General features: G+C 65.4%; 13 protein-coding genes and 4 pseudogenes. 11 read left to right on the top strand and 6 right to left on the bottom strand.

Annotated elements, in window-relative coordinates:
• Window positions 1-218 precede the first annotated feature (218 nt).
• The 3 genes and pseudogenes from ACFSL4_RS31235 to ACFSL4_RS31245 form a co-directional block, all read left to right on the top strand.
• Window positions 219-1,259, top strand: a pseudogene (locus ACFSL4_RS31235) (IS701 family transposase); the annotation flags it as partial.
• 2 nt (window positions 1,260-1,261) lie between these two features.
• Window positions 1,262-2,329: pseudogene (locus ACFSL4_RS31240) on the top strand (IS701 family transposase); the annotation flags it as partial.
• Window positions 2,330-2,596: 267 nt separating this feature from the next.
• Window positions 2,597-3,370 (top strand): hypothetical protein, encoded by a 774-nt coding sequence (locus ACFSL4_RS31245; RefSeq protein ID WP_381090359.1) that lies wholly within the window; start codon window positions 2,597-2,599, stop codon window positions 3,368-3,370.
• 66 nt (window positions 3,371-3,436) lie between these two features.
• Here ACFSL4_RS31245 and ACFSL4_RS37720 read toward each other — a convergent pair.
• The 3 genes and pseudogenes from ACFSL4_RS37720 to ACFSL4_RS31265 form a co-directional block, all read right to left on the bottom strand.
• Window positions 3,437-4,515, bottom strand: a protein-coding gene (locus ACFSL4_RS37720; RefSeq protein ID WP_465269771.1) for an IS630 family transposase whose coding sequence is annotated in 2 segments (ribosomal slippage) — window positions 3,437-4,014 and window positions 4,014-4,515 — 1,080 coding nt in all. Because the reading frame shifts where the segments join, the coding sequence is not laid out codon by codon here.
• Between the two features lie 105 nt (window positions 4,516-4,620).
• A complete protein-coding gene (locus ACFSL4_RS31260; RefSeq protein WP_381090362.1) occupies window positions 4,621-5,214 on the bottom strand; it encodes a DUF4291 domain-containing protein in 594 nt (197 codons plus the stop codon).
• 64 nt (window positions 5,215-5,278) lie between these two features.
• A pseudogene (locus tag ACFSL4_RS31265) lies at window positions 5,279-5,579 on the bottom strand (IS5/IS1182 family transposase); the annotation flags it as partial.
• 390 nt (window positions 5,580-5,969) lie between these two features.
• Here ACFSL4_RS31265 and ACFSL4_RS31270 point away from each other — a divergent pair.
• The gene (locus ACFSL4_RS31270) at window positions 5,970-6,896 is read left to right on the top strand and encodes a phosphotransferase enzyme family protein (protein WP_381090364.1); all 927 of its coding nucleotides are present in this window, start codon (window positions 5,970-5,972) and stop codon (window positions 6,894-6,896) included.
• Window positions 6,897-6,921: 25 nt separating this feature from the next.
• On the opposite strand, the gene ACFSL4_RS31275 is transcribed toward ACFSL4_RS31270, so the two are convergent.
• A complete protein-coding gene (locus ACFSL4_RS31275; protein WP_381090366.1) occupies window positions 6,922-8,169 on the bottom strand; it encodes a hypothetical protein in 1,248 nt (415 codons plus the stop codon).
• 413 nt (window positions 8,170-8,582) lie between these two features.
• Between ACFSL4_RS31275 and ACFSL4_RS31280 the strand changes: the two genes are divergently transcribed.
• From ACFSL4_RS31280 to ACFSL4_RS31300, 5 genes and pseudogenes are all read left to right on the top strand, one after another.
• Window positions 8,583-9,134, top strand: coding sequence for a bifunctional DNA primase/polymerase (locus tag ACFSL4_RS31280; RefSeq protein ID WP_381090623.1), 552 nt, complete (start codon window positions 8,583-8,585; stop codon window positions 9,132-9,134).
• Window positions 9,124-9,438 (top strand): hypothetical protein, encoded by a 315-nt coding sequence (locus tag ACFSL4_RS31285; RefSeq protein WP_381090369.1) that lies wholly within the window; start codon window positions 9,124-9,126, stop codon window positions 9,436-9,438. Before ACFSL4_RS31280 ends, ACFSL4_RS31285 begins: the two co-directional genes overlap by 11 nt.
• A gap of 4 nt (window positions 9,439-9,442) precedes the next feature.
• Entirely contained in the window at window positions 9,443-9,772 is a 330-nt protein-coding gene (locus ACFSL4_RS31290) for a hypothetical protein (protein WP_381090372.1), read from the top strand.
• A gap of 326 nt (window positions 9,773-10,098) precedes the next feature.
• On the top strand, window positions 10,099-10,860 hold the full coding sequence (locus tag ACFSL4_RS31295; RefSeq protein WP_381090375.1) for a hypothetical protein: 762 nt from the start codon (window positions 10,099-10,101) through the stop codon (window positions 10,858-10,860).
• Window positions 10,861-11,136: 276 nt separating this feature from the next.
• Window positions 11,137-11,401, top strand: a pseudogene (locus ACFSL4_RS31300) (DUF6959 family protein).
• Window positions 11,402-11,765: 364 nt separating this feature from the next.
• On the opposite strand, the gene ACFSL4_RS31305 reads toward ACFSL4_RS31300, so the two are convergent.
• Window positions 11,766-13,637, bottom strand: coding sequence for a 5'-methylthioadenosine/S-adenosylhomocysteine nucleosidase family protein (locus tag ACFSL4_RS31305; RefSeq protein ID WP_381090378.1), 1,872 nt, complete (start codon window positions 13,635-13,637; stop codon window positions 11,766-11,768).
• 886 nt (window positions 13,638-14,523) lie between these two features.
• Here ACFSL4_RS31305 and ACFSL4_RS31310 point away from each other — a divergent pair.
• On the top strand, window positions 14,524-15,060 hold the full coding sequence (locus tag ACFSL4_RS31310; protein WP_381090380.1) for a winged helix-turn-helix domain-containing protein: 537 nt from the start codon (window positions 14,524-14,526) through the stop codon (window positions 15,058-15,060).
• Window positions 14,964-15,575 carry an IS630 family transposase gene (locus tag ACFSL4_RS31315; RefSeq protein WP_381090383.1) on the top strand — a complete coding sequence of 204 codons (612 nt, stop codon included), beginning with the start codon at window positions 14,964-14,966 and terminating at the stop codon, window positions 15,573-15,575. Before ACFSL4_RS31310 ends, ACFSL4_RS31315 begins: the two co-directional genes overlap by 97 nt.
• A gap of 525 nt (window positions 15,576-16,100) precedes the next feature.
• Here the strand turns inward: ACFSL4_RS31315 and ACFSL4_RS31320 are convergent.
• Window positions 16,101-16,841 carry a GntR family transcriptional regulator gene (locus ACFSL4_RS31320; RefSeq protein WP_381090386.1) on the bottom strand — a complete coding sequence of 247 codons (741 nt, stop codon included), beginning with the start codon at window positions 16,839-16,841 and terminating at the stop codon, window positions 16,101-16,103.

Genomic DNA, 16,841 nt, shown 5'->3' on the forward strand with positions numbered 1-16,841 from the left:
AGACTGCAGCAGGACTTCACCCCCGCAGCGTAAGCAACCGCTGTCCACGATCAGGGTGGAACTTCACAAGCTCGCCGTCCGCTACGAGGCGACCGTGCTGGTCGCAGCCATCAACGAGTGGCTGTGACCAGCACTTTCGAAACACGCCCTAGTACTGCAACCACAGTTACTGGTAGGGCAGTTGTGAGCTCTGCCGGTGACTGTGGTTGTGTTCTGCCGTGTCTGTGGATCTCGGAGTGGGGCAGATCGAGGCCTGGCAGGGGATGCTGTCCGGGCTGCACGAACGGTTCGCTGAGCGTTTTGCCAGGTCCGAGCCTCGGGCGCGGGCCCTGACGTATATGGCGGGGTTGATCGCTCCGCTGGAACGGAAAAACGGGTGGACGCTGGCAGAGCGTGCGGGTGAGGGGCATCCCATCGGGATGCAGCGCTTTTTGGGCGAGGCGGACTGGGACGCGGACGGTGTCCGTGACGACGTGCGGGACTTCGTCGTGGAGACCATCGGTGCCACGGACGGGATCCTGATCGGTGATGACACCGGCTTCCTGAAGAAGGGCACGCGGTCGGCCGGCGTCCAGCGGCAGTACACCGGGACGGCAGGCAGGACGGAGAATTCCCAGGTCGGCACGTTCCTGGCGTACGCGTCGGCGAAGGGCCGGGCGCTGATCGACCGGGAGCTGTACCTGCCGAAGTCCTGGACGGACAACCGTGAGCGGTGCCGGGCGGCCGGCATACCCGACGAAGTGCCGTTCGCGACGAAGAACGAGCACTTCCGGTGGATGCTGCAGCGCGCGATCGATGCCGGGGTGCCGTTCGCGTGGGTGACCGCGGACGAGGCGTACGGGCAGGTCAAGCACCTGCGTGTGTGGCTGGAACAGCGCGGGGTCGGCTATGTGCTGGCCACCAGGGTCAACGACACCGTGATCACGACCGGTTGGCGTGAGGTCCGGGTGGACGAGCTGGTCGCTGCCTTGCCCCGGCAGGCCTGGAAGCGCCTGTCCGGTGGCCCCGGCTCCCACGGCGAGCGCGTCTACGACTGGGCCCGGGTGGCGATCCGCCCCGTGTGGGAGGACGGTGTCGGCCATTGGGTCCTGGCCCGTCGCTCGGTCAAAGACCCCACCGACATCGCCCACTACGTCTGCTACGGCCCCGTCGCCACCCGTCTGAAGGACCTGGTCAAGGTCGCCGCGGCCAGGTGGGCCATCGAGGAATCGTTCCAGGTCGCGAAGAACGAGTGCGGCCTGGACCACTACCAGGTCCGCCCATCGACCAACTCGTCGATCAGGACGTGGTGCTGGTGGTGGACGAGACCGGGGACGCGAAGTCCTCGACCGGCTGTGTGGGGGCGGGGCGGCAGTACTCCGGCGCTCTTGGCGGTGTGGGTCTGTGCCAGGTCGCGGTGCATCTGGCGGCGGTCACGCCGACGATGCGGGTCATCATCGACCGGGCCTTGTATCTCCCGGCCGACTGGGCCGCCGACGACGAGCGGCGCGAGGCGGCCGGCGTCCCCGACGACATCGACTTCGCCACCAAGCGCCAGCAGGCGGCACGGATGGTGGCCGACGCTCTCGAAGCCGGAGTGCCTGCTCGCTGGTTCGCCGCCGACGAGGTGTATTGCGGCCGCGAACTACGAGCACAGATCCGGCAGTTGGGTCTCGGCTATACCGTCGGCGTCCCGGCAACCCACCCGGTGACCGACGGGGCCGGCCGCCGCAGGCAGGCCCGCCAGATGCTCAACAAGGTCCGCCCCGGGCAGTGGATGCGCCGGCAGACCGGCGACGGGGCCAAGGGTAGACGCGAGTACGACTGGGCCTGGCTGGACATCCGCACCGACGACGCCCCGGACGGCGCACGACAGTCGGACGGGATGAGCGTGCTCGTCGCCCGCCGCCACCGCTACACCGGCGAGACCTCCTACTTCCGCTGCTGGGCACCGGGCGACGTGGCCCTCGGCGCCCTCGTGGAGATCATCTGCCGCCGTTGGAAGATCGAGGAAACCTTCCAGCTCGCGAAGGGCTTCACCGGCCTGGACCAGGGCCAGGTCACCTGCTGGAACTCCTGGATGCGCTGGTCGCTGTTCTCTCTGATCGCCGCCGCCGTCCTCGCACTGACCCTGCACGCCATGACACCCAGCACCACCGTCAGCGCGAGGGTCTCCCGGCTCGTCCCGCTGGCCTGCCCGGAACTCGTACGCCTCCTGCGCAGCCTCGTTCTGCCGCCACTCGCCCGCGACCGCGAACACGTCCTGCACTGGACCGCTTGGCGCCGACACCATCAAGCCACCGCCCAAGCCTGCCACCAGCGGCGACACCGTCTTCACGACCAACCATGATCGGAACTACAGCTGCCGTGGCGGACCGGCCCCGCCACCCCCGGCGCTGCTTCACAGAGTGGGAAGGCATGTGGGGCCGGCTCTGTCTTGAGAGGTCAGGCCTCGGGAGCGACTACGGATCACCACATGCCCCCGCCCAGGACGCTTGACTATGAGACACCGCCAAGCGTCTTACGACGCCATTACTGACTTCGGCTCGTCAGGGTGACGTAGGTGTGTACGTGTGTCGGACCTTGCCGGTAGCGGGCGGTCCGTGAGACTCGTCGCATGAGTGAGGAGAAGGCTTCCGGGGACTACCGGGAGAGGGCGGGGCACGTGATGCTGCTGGCGGTGGTGCTCGCGGTCCCGGCGCTCAAGCTGGCCTGGACGCTTGGCGGCGGGGACGCGGCCAGGGACGCACTGATCGCCATGGGGCCGGGCAACTGGACCGACATCCCAAGCGGCATGTTCCTGAACGAGGCCCTGTTGGCCACAGTGCTGGCCGTGGTCATCTCGCGCGCCACCTACGCCCACTTCGCAGCCAGGGGCGGCGCCCTCAGACATCGGGACACCCCCATGGCAGTGACCGCGGCCACTGCCGCCGTAGTTCCGGCCGCCCTGGGGGTGGTCGTCGGTGCGTTCAACGGCCTGGGCTGGGGCCTGGCCACCGGCCTGGCCTCCTACGTACTGCGGGTGGGGGTGATGGTCGACTACAAGACCGGCCGCCGTGAGCACACCACGGGCCGCCGTACCGGCAACCGGGCCGAGACCGCCCCCCAGCGTGCCGCCGACGCCCTGTGGATCGCCGGACTGCTGCTCGGCGGCATCGTCCTGCCCGCCGTGGCGATCACCGCCGCCCTGGACGGACGCTCCTGGACCAGTGTCGAGACGTGCGACGTGAACACCGGCAGCGGAACCCACCGCGCCCGCCTGGTGGAACTGGCCCGGCAGGGCAACGGCATCGTCGGCTGGGACCTGGCCGGCTCAGAGGTCGTCCACGGCGTCAACTGCGCCGCCGACGGCAACGAGACCATCCGACCCCCGTGGTGGCGCGACGCCTGACAACAACTCATCCGGCTCCCGTCTGGACGTCGATGAACAGACCGGTCTCAGTGAGGCCCCTGTATGTCAGAGGGAGGCCGGGGTGTCGAGGGTCAGGCCGGTACCGGCTATGAAGCCGTCGAGGGTGTCGGGCCGGTACTGGAGGCGTTTGAGGCGGTTGCGTACGAGCGTCTCGAGCCGGTCGAGGGCGACAACGGCGAGGTTGGCCAGGCTGCGCTTGACGTGCGCCCACACCCACTCCACCGGGTTCAGGTCAGGCGAGTACGCGGGCAGCAGGAACACCGTCAGCCAGTCGCGCTCGGCGATCAGCTCACGCATGGCGTGGGAGATATGGGTGTTGAGCCGGTCCCACACCAGCACGATCGGTGCCTTGACGAGCTGATGGGTGCCGTCGATCAGCGCGATGAAGTCACGCTCGCCCATACTGCGGCGTCTGCCCTTGCCCGCGGGGTGGGTGCGCAGGCGGTGGCACAGCCGGGTCCGTGAGCCGGGACGCATCGCGATCAGCCCGGCTACCGACAGACGCCCCGAGCGCCTCCCGCTCACCGTCACTACCGGGGTGCGGCCGCGTCGGCCCCAGGTGCGTCCTCTGGGCGGCCGGCGGGTGAAGCCTGCCTCGTCCTCGAAGCAGATGTAGCCCCCGCAGGCCGCCCGGGCTCTTTTACCTCCGACCAGGTCGCCTCCTTCCATGCCTTGACGGCCTGCTCGTCCCGCTCAGCCACCCGCCGTGCGGGCACCTGCGGGCTGAAGCCGAGCCGGTGCATCAACCGGGTGGTACCCGAGACGCTGTAGGAGACGTGGAACTTCCTGCCGATCAATGTGGCCACCCGCGCAGCGGTCCACACCTGGTCCTCGACCCAGCCGTGCGCGGCCGGCCCTTGTTCGAGATACGCGGCGAGTTTCTCCAGGCAGAGCGGGGAGAGACGGCACCGAGAACCGCTCGGACCACGGGACGCCAGGGCCCGGCCGCCGCCGTCGCGCCACATCTGATGCCACTGATAGGCCGATTTCCGGCTCACTCTCAGCCGACGGGCAACCTCCGCCGGCTTGATCTTCTGCTCGAACAGTTCGGCCGCCTGCAGTCGTACCGACTCACGGCGCTGACGCCCTGCAGGGGTCAGCCCGCCTCCATCCGCATACCTCACACACCACGGAACAGGGCCACCACCCCGGCCTTGTCAGGGACTTCGCGAGAGATCACCCTGACGAGCCGAAGTCAGTAAAGAACATCTCGATAAGCGGGGCCTGGTTCATTGGTGTAGGTGGGCCAGGATTCCGTCGTTCACGGGGTACAGGCGTTCATGGGGCAGGAGTTGCCGGGCCGTGTCCAGGTCTCCGTCCCGTACATGGGTGTGGATCGTGTGGGCGAGCGGGGTGATGTCGACGATGGAAACGATCCACTCGTCGGCGTAGAGACGTGCGGCTTCGCCGGTGAGGCCGAGCTGGAGCGACCGGTGGGGAAGCGGCTGAAGGTGCAGGTCGCGTTCGGGGTCCCATTGGACCCGGGCCGGGGTCCGCTTCAACTGGCGCTTCCATGCGGCGCGGTCAGCGTGGAGCCCGTGTTCGTAGTGGGACAGGCAGGCGTGTTCCAGTGCCCACTCGAAGCCTTCCCGGGTGATTTCGACGGCGAGGACGGTTTCCTGGCCTTCCTTGGTACCCCACCCGCAGCGGTACATCATCCACAGGAACGATGGCTTGATCCATGTCATCCTGTCCCGCTGCCACACTGCTGGGAAACGGCCCTTTCGGGCCGCTGGCAGACCGATCTCCGGCGCGTACGCCTGGTAGACGGTGATCGTGGAGTCCGTGTGCAGGGCTCGAATCTGGTGCTTGGGTTCTGCCACGCGGACCAGGGTGGACACACCGCTCCGCGCGCGCCATCGAATTATCGCGGGGGAGACCGCCCCGCCTGCGGTGGCAGATGAGGGTGGCGGCGATGTCGGCGAAGGCGAGGAGGTTCCCGGCTTGCGCTTGCAGCGGCGGTGCGAGCGGCGGCCTCCGGCCAGCCAGACCACCGTTCTCTCCACAGCCCAGCGGCGACGGCCAGTCTTTGGGAGGACTCGACGCCCTTGCGGGCGATGTGCGGCCTGACATTCCGCGAGCGGAGGCGTCGGCGCAGGCGATTGTAGTTGTGCCCGTTGTCGCCGTGGAGCTTGGCGGGCCGAGGACTACGGGGCTCCCGCCGGGAGCGGTTGGGTGGTATGCACTGCATCAGCGTGGTCCTGTGCATGGTCCACGGGGATACGCTCAGAGGTCTCGGAACACCGTCTGACGTGCTGCGAAGCCCTCCAAGATCAACACGCTATTACAACGTGATCACTGGCAAACGGCTGCTTCCGGCGGCAGTCGCCTGCACACATAACAAGACCCCGCACTCAGCAAACATGCTGATGGCGGGGTCTTCAGGCACCTCATACAGGGTGCCCCCGGCAGGATTCGAACCTGCGCACACGGCTCCGGAGGCCAGGTGGGAACGGAAGCCGATTGGCACCCTGACCTGCGCCGGAGACACCTGATGACCGACCCTTGAGGAAGATCATTACGCCCCTATTACGCGAGCGGCCTGTTGGGTGGTGGGTCCGGCCCGTATCGTCGAAGCATGATCTCGGGCAGCGGCGAGGGACCGGACGGCGGTACGGAGTTCACGGCGGAGGGCCTGGCGCCCGTCCTCCGGGAAGCCTGCGCGACGGCCGGACTCGACTCCCGCGGCGCCGAGTTGCTGCGCCTCGGATCGAACGCGGTGTACCGCCTGGCGTCGTTACCGATCATCGTGCGCATCGCCCGTGACCCGTCGCTCCTCGAAGAGATGGACCGGGCGGTGAACGTCGCCCGATGGCTGGAAGCACAGGACTTCCCTGCCAACCGCGTGCCGGCGCGGGTCGCTCAGCCGCTCGTCATCGGCGGCCTGGTGGTGACCTTCTGGGAGAGCGTCCAGGAGAACGAGGAGTACGCCACCGTCGGCGAACTGGCCGACCTGCTGCGCCGCCTGCACTGGCTCGAAGAGCCGGAATCGCTGGGCCTGCCGTACTTCGACCCGCTGGCCAAGCTGTCGGCGTCCCTCGAAGGGCTGGACGGCGTCGCGGGGGAGGACCGGGAGTTCCTGGAGCAGCGGGCGGCCAGGCTCGCCAAGGACTACGACCGGCTGGACTTCGTACTCCCCTTCGGCCTGATCCACGGGGACGCCAACATTGGGAACGTCCTCCGCCACCGGGACGGGCACGCGGTCTTCATCGACCTGGACGGCTTTGTCCTCGCCCCACGCGAGTGGGACCTGATCCTGACGGCGATCTACTACGACCGTTACGGCTGGCACTCGAAAGCGGAGTACACGGAGTTCGTCCACCGCTACGGCTTCGACCTGATGAACTGGCCGGGGTACGAGACGCTCGCTGACCTGCGGGAGCTGATGATGGTCGCGTGGCTGGGCCACCAGGTCACGGTGAGCGAGCGGTCCGCCGCCGAATTTGCTCGGCGGATGCGGTCCCTGCGCACCGGGGAGGGCCGGAACGAGTGGGGCCCGTTCTGAACGCTGGCTGCGTGTGTCCCGGGCCTCAGACGCTGACGTGAGGGTCGGAGGCGATCCACAGCCTGTGTTCTCTGACCTGCTCGGTGAAGGCCCGTACGCCCGTGCCGTGGTCGGCCGCTGCGAGGTTCTGCCGGAACTCGGCAAGGTAGCTGACGCAACGCGCCGACTTGAGCTGTTCCCCCAGGTCGAGAGCATCGAGTGCGACGCGACACGCCTCCTCGACGTCTCCGGCACGTAGGTGAGCGTCGGCCAGAACCATGGTCACGAAGAAGTCGCTCCGCACGTGGCTGCCGCTCATGGCGTTCTCGGCGTGGGTGACGGCCTGGCGGGCGCTGTTGACGTCGCGGAAGCAGTGGGCGGCCTCGGCGGCAAGTTCGATCTCGTCGAAGTAGCTGATCCACTCAGGCTCGTCGTCGCTGTTCCGGCTCTCCAGCGCCTTCGTGGCCGCGCTCAAGGCTGCCTCGCAGGCGCGTACGTCGCCGGTTCTGGCGAGTGCGCGCGCTTCCATGGCGTGGAACTGAGCACGGAGGGTCGGCGTGGCCACGGGTGAGATGCCCATGAGTGCGGCGCGGGCGAGCGTGGCGGCCTCCGTGTAACGACCGAGGAACGTCGCCTGGTGGCTCATGGCCGACAGGATGCTTCCGGCGAGCCGGCGGTCGTTGGCGTCCTGGGCCAGACGCAGAGCCTTGAGGAAGTACCGCTGTGCCAGGCCGTGACGGCAGGCGTCGTACGACATCCAACCGGCGAGGAGCGTCGCCTCCGCCACGGTGGAGAACAGGGCTCGACCAACCTGCTCGGTGTACCGCCCGCGCAGGAGCGGCGCCACTTCGGTACTGAGGTACTGGATGGCCGCGTGCCGTGCGTGGTCTCCGCCGAAACGGTCGTCCAACTCGGCGAACATGTCCGCGGTGGTCTTGATGGCGGCCACGTCTCCGAGACCGACGTGCGTCCCGTCCTTGCGCTGCCGGGGAATCGCCGGCTCGGGCGCCACCAGCCACCGGAGAGACGCTTCGTTCCACGCGGGCTCGGACGGCTCGGCCTGTATGAGAGGTTCGTACCGGTTGAGATCGGCGCGCCACAGCTGGCCGACTGCTTCAATCGCGTCATCGGGACTCGCCGGATAGCTGACGTCCATGAGCGACGTATCCCGTCCGCTCTCGTGGTTCAGCCCGAGCTCGGCGGCGCTGAGCCCGAACACCTCGCACAGGAGCGGGCCGTAGAAGTCGTCGGGGACACTGTGGCCGTTCTCCCAACTGGCGATACGCCGTTTCACACTGGCGTCCGCCGGGAGCTGGTGCCCGCGGCGAGCCGCGACCTGACGCAACTCGCGCACCAACCGCGGCTGACTCCAGCCCCGATCCGTACGGGCCTGTCGTAAACGAACGCTCGTCGGCTGCATGGAAGACGTGACCGTTCCCTCCCCCGTGCGTGCGCTGGTGCAACTGCTGGGGCCTGTGACTCTGCGCCCCGCGTCCGAATGTACGCGCGGTTCACCGCTGAGCGCTGCAAGTAACCGGAGATCGGCGGCGGTTGGCCCCTGACGGGGGATGACGCGTCTGCGGGTGACGCGTCATCCCCCGTCACCCCTCGTCATCTTCCCTGGCCAGGAGGCTGACCTTGAGTCTGGATGCAGGGCGGCATCGCGGCCGCGACCGAGTCTGACCGAGGTGAGATGACGTGCAGAGGATGACCACGAGGGGCGTCGAATGGCTCTCCGCGGCGGCGGACGATCCGGCCGAGTGCCGGGCGATCTGGGCGGGTGATCCCCGTACACCGTTCGCGCTGTCAGCCGGCCGCTTCTTCGACGTGGTGACGGTCGAGCAACAGATTGGCATGGAGACCTTCGACCAGCTTCTGCGCCGTGGGCTGCCGTTCGGCCCGGTGGTACTCGACCACAAGGCCCGGCGCGTGGGCTTCTTCCTCGGCTCACGGAGCCAGGAGACCTTCACGCACTACCTCACGAAAGAAGAGGGAACTCCACCCGCGTACCGCTACCTGGGGCACGGCTCGGTAGTCGTCGTCCCGGGACCCATGCCCATGAGCGGTGACCGCTACCAGTGGCTCCGGGCCCCGACCCGGCGGCCCATCGCCAACCCGCTGCGCCCGGTCGCCCTGGCCACCATGCTGGTTGCCGCCGCTGAACTGCTCGTCCGTGTGGACCGGTACAGCGAGCGTTATCCGTCTGTGACTGCCCTCGCGCTCCAGATCCACGAGGGGATCCCGACCGATGCGGGATGAGGCCACCTTCCATGACCACGACGCTGCCGCCTGGTCCCCTCTGAACAGCCACGACTGGTACGCCGCCCGCAACGCCACGACCGCTCTCCGGGACGCTCTGCTCCGTGCCGGCCTGGAGAAGGACTTCCCGTACCTGCGAGCCGACTTGAATGCCTTCGGTCACGGCCTGGTCGAACTGGGCCGCGTCTCGCCGGTCACCGCCGAACGCCTGGCCGAACTGCTGCGTCTGGCGCTGGCCGCGGGCCTGCGGCGTCTGGAGGAGAGCGGCGACGGAACCGCCGAACACCACGCGGGAAAGGACTGACACCATGACCGACCGACGGGGAGTCGTTGCCAAACGCGCCGAGAACCTGATGCCGGACGTCCCCTACGTCCGCGGCTGGGCACAGGCTCGACGCGGAGCGGGCGCCTTGGCCACACAGCTGACCGCCCTGGGCCTGGAGCCGGACTTCCCCGGCCTCGCGGCGGACGTGAACGTCGCGGGCGACGGCCTGGTACGCCTCGGCACCATCCGCCCCGAAGCGGCCCTGATGCTGGCAGAACTGATCGTGTCGGGCCTTGCGGCAGAGATGGCGAAGCACGCCGAGACGCTGACACAAGAGGCGGGGAACGCCCGTCACAACTCGTCTGCTGCCTGACCGCTCCACCCCGAAGAACTCCGGCCCATCGCGGCACGAGCACACTCCCACGGCTGGCCGGGTCCCGCCCCGCACGTCACCGTTCCCCCGGCGGACGACGTGCGGGGCCTTCTGCTGTCCGCGGCGTCTCCTCGCCGGTGGTCTGCCGCTCGGCCGGGACCGGCGCCCCAGCGCCGCAGCCCGGACGAACGGGCAGGCCGATAGGCATTATCAGCTTTGGAAGCTCAAGCACATTGAAATCGCTGGATTGCGCGGCTCGCCTCAGGGATGCTCAATCCATGGCGGACAGAGTCTCGACCCCTCACCTGGGACAGCGACGTATCCCCGTGCGCTCACTGAAGGGCTCGGACCCTGTCGCATCCGAGGCACTGCGGGACACGGTGTACCTAGACGAGCTGAATCGGCAGGCCAGCATCGTCAACAACAACATCGCCTTCGCCTGGCGACGGGCCGCGGCTGAGTGCTCACCAACTGATGCGAAGGTATGGTCGGCGCTGCAAGCTGCTCTGTTTGCGGCGATCATCGTCCAGCGGATCCTTCACCCTGGAGGTGTCCATCAGTACCCACACCACAAGACCCAGAAGGAGTCCCGCGACTTCGCTCGGCGGAGAGGCCAGCACTTGCGTGACCTGTTGGGCAAGGCTGCTGACGCGGAGATCATCCGGCTGACGAAGGATGTCCGTGACCCCTTCGAACATGTAGACGAGCGTCTTGATCAGCTCATGACGCCAGATGCCATCGCCCTATCAGACTGGTATATCTCGACCGGCAGGGCGTTGCTCACTCCAGAGACCGGGGTTGGGTCAGTGGGGTATGGGCTGCGTGTGTTCTATCCGGACGGAGGCTTTCTTTACTTCGGCCGCGAGAAGCTCGATCTCTATCTGCTGGACCTGGCAATGCTGCAGCTCCGGACAGCGATCGGTGCAGTCCAGGGTGACCTGCAGAAGAGGACACGGGGCCGCAACGCGTTCGGTGGTAGCCAGCTTGTTGACCTTCTTCCTGAAGGCCGTGCTTACCAACGCACCGAGTATTGGCTCGCCGAGCGGCAGCAGCTCGGCCACGGACTCACACGCCCAACGGGTCGTTGACCTCCGTCGACAGACAAACAACCCCCTCGACGTGAAATACGGGCTGAGGACTGCTGGGCACGTCAAACGGGCGCCTGGGGCCGCTGGCGTTCGGGAGTGGTTGTGGTGGTTGCTTCCCTGCTGTACAGCACTCGCGCTGACCACCGCTTTAGGAGTTCGCTCCATCAGCCGCCCTGGAGCTCTTGGGCCCTCGTTCGTCGGGCGTCTTCGGTTGCTCAAGACTGCCTGCGTCCGACCTCGTTGATGTCAGCTGGTGATGTCAGGTTGGATGGTGCGATGGAACGCGTTGAGGCAGAGCTGTTCACGGACGGTGGGAACAACGCTGTGGTGCGACTGCCACCCCGTCGGTTCCCCGGCGTCTTGATCCAGGGTGACTCTCTCCATCATCCGCAGCGAAGTTGCCGAAGTCGTTGAAGCCTGCGACCAGGGCGACCTCGCCGGAGCACGGGAAACCGCCGGCCTTCTGCTGGCCCACCTCGATGAGCTGCTGGCGCGGTACACGGCCGCGCTGGATGCCCACAAGGTCCCGAGGCCGTACTGATCGCAAGGCTCTGGTCTCTGAAAGCTGGATCGCTGCTGTGTAAGGGCGGACGTGGTCTTCTGCATGTCCGCCCAGGTCGCTACGGCTGTGGCAGTAACCCGGATAATCGGTGCTTCTCGACTGCTACGAGACGTCGTTGACCGTGGCTGACCGCACGATGTGGCACGCCTGTGGCACGAGGACCGCTTAGTCCTGCAGCAGCCCTATGCCCTTGGGCTGCTGCGCCTGTCACCTGTGCTGATGGTCCGCTGGCGTCCACGGGTGTTCGCGGCTGTGCGTCGCGGTTGTCACGCAGTTAGACACGCAGTGAATGCTGTCGGAGAACTGAATATATGAGGGATGACAGTGATGACTGAGTTGTCCGTCAATTCCCACTCATTCGCGGCGCATATGGAACGTAAGTCCAACTGTCAAGCTGCTCCTCGTATCCCTCGGCTGGTACCTGTACGTAATTAGATGGGTCAATGTAATCCTCAAAACACCCCGGATCTGCTGATCGAGCAGTGGTGGAAATAAGGCAAAGAACAGGATCGGGTCTTTGAGACCAGCTACCATCGGATTGCAACAGGGTCCGCATCAACCTGTCCGCAACAACAAGGTCATCCTCGCAAACCTGGCCTTTGTGGGATCCTGAATGCACCCCTAGAACGATTCGCAGCGCGTTGCTGTTACCCATGTTTTCCACAGCTAGGCTTCTAGCCAGTCGGGGAATTATATAACTGACAAAGACATGTTCAGGGCGGGCATTCGTCGCCACAATGGCGAAACCAACCCGCCCCCACGTCCGAAGTTCCAAATCGTACCGCGACCCGGATTCCGATGCATTCGCGCAGATCTCTTGAACCAAAAGATTGATCCGACTCCTGATAACAGATTCAGGAAGATCGTCACTTGCGCTAACGGCCGCACCCACCAGTACAGCCTGCTTGTGAGTTTCGAGACGAGTCTTCATCCTGAGCCACATTCTGCGTGGACGGACCTGCGTCGTAACATCGAGTGATACCCATGAGCCGATTTCGCGTTCTCGTGTCACGTGTGGCGTCCGAGACTCGAATACTTCATCGGAGCAAATAGTAGCAAGCAGCGAGGAACGTCCGGACAGTGCATCTCTCAGAGCTGGGCTTTGCCGGTACGCGTTGAGTTCTGTCAGGACTTCTCCATTGAAGATTTCCCCGTGCAATTTGCCCGCCCCTCGATGTGCGGACATCCACAAGATCGGCCGCGACAAAGCTTGCAGATGCGGAAAGGCCCTAGTTGCCGCAGTGTCCAGGGTTTCCAAGAATCGCTCATAGGCAAGTTGGCTGGACGATCCATTCACGGCAATAGAAACCAGTATCTCACCGGACCACCCCCGGCTTTGATGCACTACTTCGCTGTCCTGCAAACACTCCTGGACTGAATCTCGTACGAGATCATCCAGGCTTACCTCCCTATTGGGGGGATTTCCGGCTGCCCACTCAATGACACAGGCAAGCCACTGGTCTGCGGGCCTGGCTCCAGCATCAACTTGCGGTTTGCTGTCAGTCGATAGCACTTTCAAAATCTCGAAAATCGCCTCAGCCGCACGAACCGATGCATTCTCTTGTGTTCCTTTTGCGTCATGTTGCGCCTTTTCTGCGTCAGCAAGATCGCTGATCCCCCGGACGACAAGGGTCGGGAGGTCGTCTGCTACATGGGCGGCATGCGCAGCTCCAGAGCCTTCCATTTCGATGGCGCAGGCATCGTTGTAGTGCCCTCGCAGAAGCTCTCGCAACTCAGACTCTTCACCTGCGATTACAACGTCCCCAGAGGCAATCGGCTTGTAATGTACACGCACATCTTCCCGGAGGGCTGCCATTGCGGCCTGCAAAAGTCTATAGGAAGCATGCCAGACTTCTGGCCTTACGGAGAATCCTTCCGCTGAAGCCTTACCACCGTGGATACCATAAATTTTAGTGCCGACTACAACATCTCCGATGGAAATATCAGATTTCAGGCTTCCGGCCACTCCGGAAAAGAGCATGATCTCTGGATCGATCCACGCGATAGCCTGCATTGTGGTCGCGGCAGCGTTGATGACACCAGGGCCCAATTGTACGAGTGCTACCCGCCACTCCGTGTCCGCCAAAGTGCCGAGCTCTATGCGGGTCCCATCCCTGTGAATTCCAGTCTCGATCTTGGTCAATCCTGAACGGATGGCGAGGTATTCGACGGGTAGTGCCGTAACGATAAGCGCGGTGCGATCTACGGAAGACAAGAGGGCTCGTTTCGGAGGATGGCGATTAAATCAAGAAATATGGATGCTGGACGATTCCCACACTTTTTCGAATAGGCGAGCAAAGGAGCCGTACATTGGAGAAGTTGCCGGATACTTGAGCACTTTTGAATCGCGACCGTGTGAATCGCTTGAGTAGGGTGTGAAGTAGGCGACGCGATCGGTCAGAAGTATGCGACCCAGATGTGGAAAGTCGTAACGCCGTATCTCAACAAGCCCATCACGTTGGTGAGTTTCCAAATGTGAGATATTCGTTTCGATTTGCCGATTAAGCTGTCCGTTGCCAAAACTTCTATCGAACGTGGCGAGCTCTGCTTCGCGATCGAGTGTCCACTTGGCACTTGGGCCCGACCCAGTACAAGGCAGAAGGACTCGCATGTTCGGACTGCTTCCTGTGGCGGTCCGCCTATTCAGGAATTGATCGAAAGTCGCTCGCTGCAGTTCATTGCCTCTGCCTGTGAGTAGGGCAACGTTTCTGGCTCGACGGAGCTCTCTGGATATATCGGCTTCTGCGGCTTTTTTGTCTGTCCATGATTGGCCGAAATCGCCCGAACTTAGCCGCGACAGTGCTACTATGAGCATCCAGCGGAAACGTCCTGACCACAAAAATGCGGCAACCAAGCCTAGCCATGTAGCAGCGATCGATGAAAGTACACCGACCAAGAAATCCCCCAACGTGACCACTCCCAGCTAGCCCAATGTTTGGGCAAAACTGTACTCAGAGTCGACGCGGCGAGTCCTGGTTTTGCTCGATGCGATGAGGTGATGCAACGTCTCGCACGACGTCTACGCGAAGAAGGTAGGGGAGGCCTGTACTGATCTTTGAGGCCGTGGTTGACGAGTCGGTCATGTGCGGCATACCAGATGTATGGGGACTCGAACTCGCAGGCATCTGAGCCTGGTTGAGGCGGAGCGGCGGCGTTTGCAGGCGGCCGATCTATTCGAACAAGGGATGCGGCAGAGCAAGGTCGCGGAGGTGCTCGGGGTCAGTCGGCAGGCGGTCAGCCTGTGGCACCGGGCCTGGCGGGAGGGCGGCAGCGACGCGCTGTTGTCCAGAGGGCCGGGCGGCAGCTCGTACCTGTCCGCCGAGCAGGAAGCGGAGCTGGAGGTCTTGCTGCGGGCCGGTCCGATGGAGCACGGCTGGGAGGACCAGCGGTGGACGCTGGCGCGGATCGGCAGGCTGATCGAGGAGCGGTTCGACGTCACGTACGAGGTCTCGGGGGTCTGGCGGCTGCTGGACCGTCTGGGCTGGTCCTGGCAGGTGCCGAAGGTGCGGGCCGTCGAGCGCAACGAGGAGGCGATCGCCGCATGGCGCACGGAGACGTGGCCGGCGGCATCCCATCCGCGCATGTCACAGCCCTCGGCGGGTGGATCTGCTTCGAGGACGAGGCCGGAGCCTGGCTGAACGGCCCGGTCCGCCGCACCTGGGGCAAGGCCGGGCACACCCCGGTGCTGCGCATGTCCGGCAAGCGCAACGACAAGATCAGCATGGTCGCCTGGGTGTGCTTCAAGGACGGTGTCGAGCCCCGGCTGATCTACGCGATCAAGCCGTCCGGCGGCTACACGAAGAAGGACTTCCCGCGCTTCCTCGCGCTGCTCCACCGCCGCCTGGACGGGCCCGTCACCGTCGTCTGGGACAACTACTCCAGCCACATCAGCAGACACGTGAAGCAGTACGCGCAGCGGCAGGACTGGCTCACGATCATCCAGATGCCGTCCTACGCACCGGAGTTGAACCCGGTGGAGCTGCTGTGGGCGCACGCCAAGGAGAAGATCGCGAACCGGGCGTTCCGTTCGATCGACGAGTTGCACCGGGCCGCCCGCAGCACCCTCCGCCACATCCAGCGCCACCCCGAACTCCTCCTGGCATTCCTGGCCGGAACCGGCCTCGAACTCACCCCACCAACGTCAAGTCCGTAGTCAAAGATCAGTAGAAGCCGTGTTGAGTGTTGCCTGCACTCGGCTGTCCGCGACACAACAATCGACCCCTGACCTACCACCCACCCCACCTCCCATCCCGTCCGCCGTCGACCCACACGTCTGTGGAGCGGGCGTGGTTCATGGCGTCCAGGTGGAGCGCGCCACTGTACGAACGACCTGGACGCCATGGGCCGCGTCTGCTCGGCTCTGCCTGGGTCGACGGTGGACGGGATGGGAGCCCACCACGCTCACCACGATGGGCCCGCAGCCGGGAACGGGGCCCCCTCCCACCCGGTGCCGGCCGATCCCCCGCCGGAGGCATGTCCTTGACCGTGGGCCGCGTACGTCGGGTGATCGACTCATGACCTCCGGGCCTATCCACAGTGGGCGGGCGTCGGCGCAGCCGGGGCGGAGCGGGCCGAAGGCAGGAGCGGCGCCCCGAGCGGAGCCGGGAAGCCCGCCCGGCGGAGCGGAGCGCAGCCGGGGGCTTGATGACGTAGAGAAAGTCTGAGCCAACACGGCTTGCTACAGCCGGAACGACAGTTCCAACTCGTCGCCTGGAAGGTGGAACTCCTCCAGGGCTAGAGGCTTGTCTGACTCGGTCAGGGTCACGCGGATGACGTGCAGCAGCGGGACCCCGTCCGCGAGTCGTAGGGCTTGGGCCTGGTCCGGGAGGGGCATGCGGGTGCGGACGTACTCCGTGAAGTGGAGTTCGTGGCCCAGGTCGGCGAGTGCGGTGTAGAGCTCCGGCGCCGGCGGTGGGGCCTCCTCCTCGTACTTCGTGTCGAGCAGTACGGAGAACGGTACGTACGTCCGGTGAAGTTGGCGCAGGCGGCCATGGTCGGCGGTCTGTAGGGCGTCGTACGTGAACATCGGCTCGCCTGGCGGGATGCGGAGCAGGTCGGCCAGGGCTAGAGGGGCGTCGGTGCGGGTGGCTACCGGTGGCTCGGCGTCTGCCCAGCGGATGCCGTCTGCCTCGACGTAGCGGCCGTCCGTGGTCCGGCGTACGCCGCGCGGGCGCGTGTGGCTGGGGCGGCTGTGGGGGGAGCGGGCGAAGGTGCCGCGGCCCATGATGGCTTCGACGAGACCTGATGCCCGAAGCTCGCTCAGTCCCTGACGGACTGTGGGGCGCGTCACGCCGAACCGTTTTGCCAACGCCTCTTCGGACGGGAGCGGTTGGCCTGCGGGGAAGGTGCCGTCCAAGATGCCTTCGCGCAGGTAGTCGGCAATCTGCCGGTACTTCGGCTGCGTGTTCTTCGGCGGCAT

Source organism: Streptomyces caeni (assembly GCF_042678285.1).
GTDB classification, from domain to species: Bacteria; Actinomycetota; Actinomycetes; order Streptomycetales; family Streptomycetaceae; genus Streptomyces; species Streptomyces caeni.

Coding starts and splice junctions, on each gene's coding strand:
- ACFSL4_RS31280 (WP_381090623.1), top strand. CDS start 8,583: ATGACCACGAGGGGCGTCGAATGGCTCTCCGCGGCGGCGGACGATCCG.
- ACFSL4_RS31285 (WP_381090369.1), top strand. CDS start 9,124: ATGCGGGATGAGGCCACCTTCCATGACCACGACGCTGCCGCCTGGTCC.
- ACFSL4_RS31245 (WP_381090359.1), top strand. CDS start 2,597: ATGAGTGAGGAGAAGGCTTCCGGGGACTACCGGGAGAGGGCGGGGCAC.
- ACFSL4_RS31310 (WP_381090380.1), top strand. CDS start 14,524: ATGGGGACTCGAACTCGCAGGCATCTGAGCCTGGTTGAGGCGGAGCGG.
- ACFSL4_RS31320 (WP_381090386.1), bottom strand. CDS start 16,841: ATGCCGCCGAAGAACACGCAGCCGAAGTACCGGCAGATTGCCGACTAC.
- ACFSL4_RS31270 (WP_381090364.1), top strand. CDS start 5,970: ATGATCTCGGGCAGCGGCGAGGGACCGGACGGCGGTACGGAGTTCACG.
- ACFSL4_RS31315 (WP_381090383.1), top strand. CDS start 14,964: ATGGCGCACGGAGACGTGGCCGGCGGCATCCCATCCGCGCATGTCACA.
- ACFSL4_RS31290 (WP_381090372.1), top strand. CDS start 9,443: ATGACCGACCGACGGGGAGTCGTTGCCAAACGCGCCGAGAACCTGATG.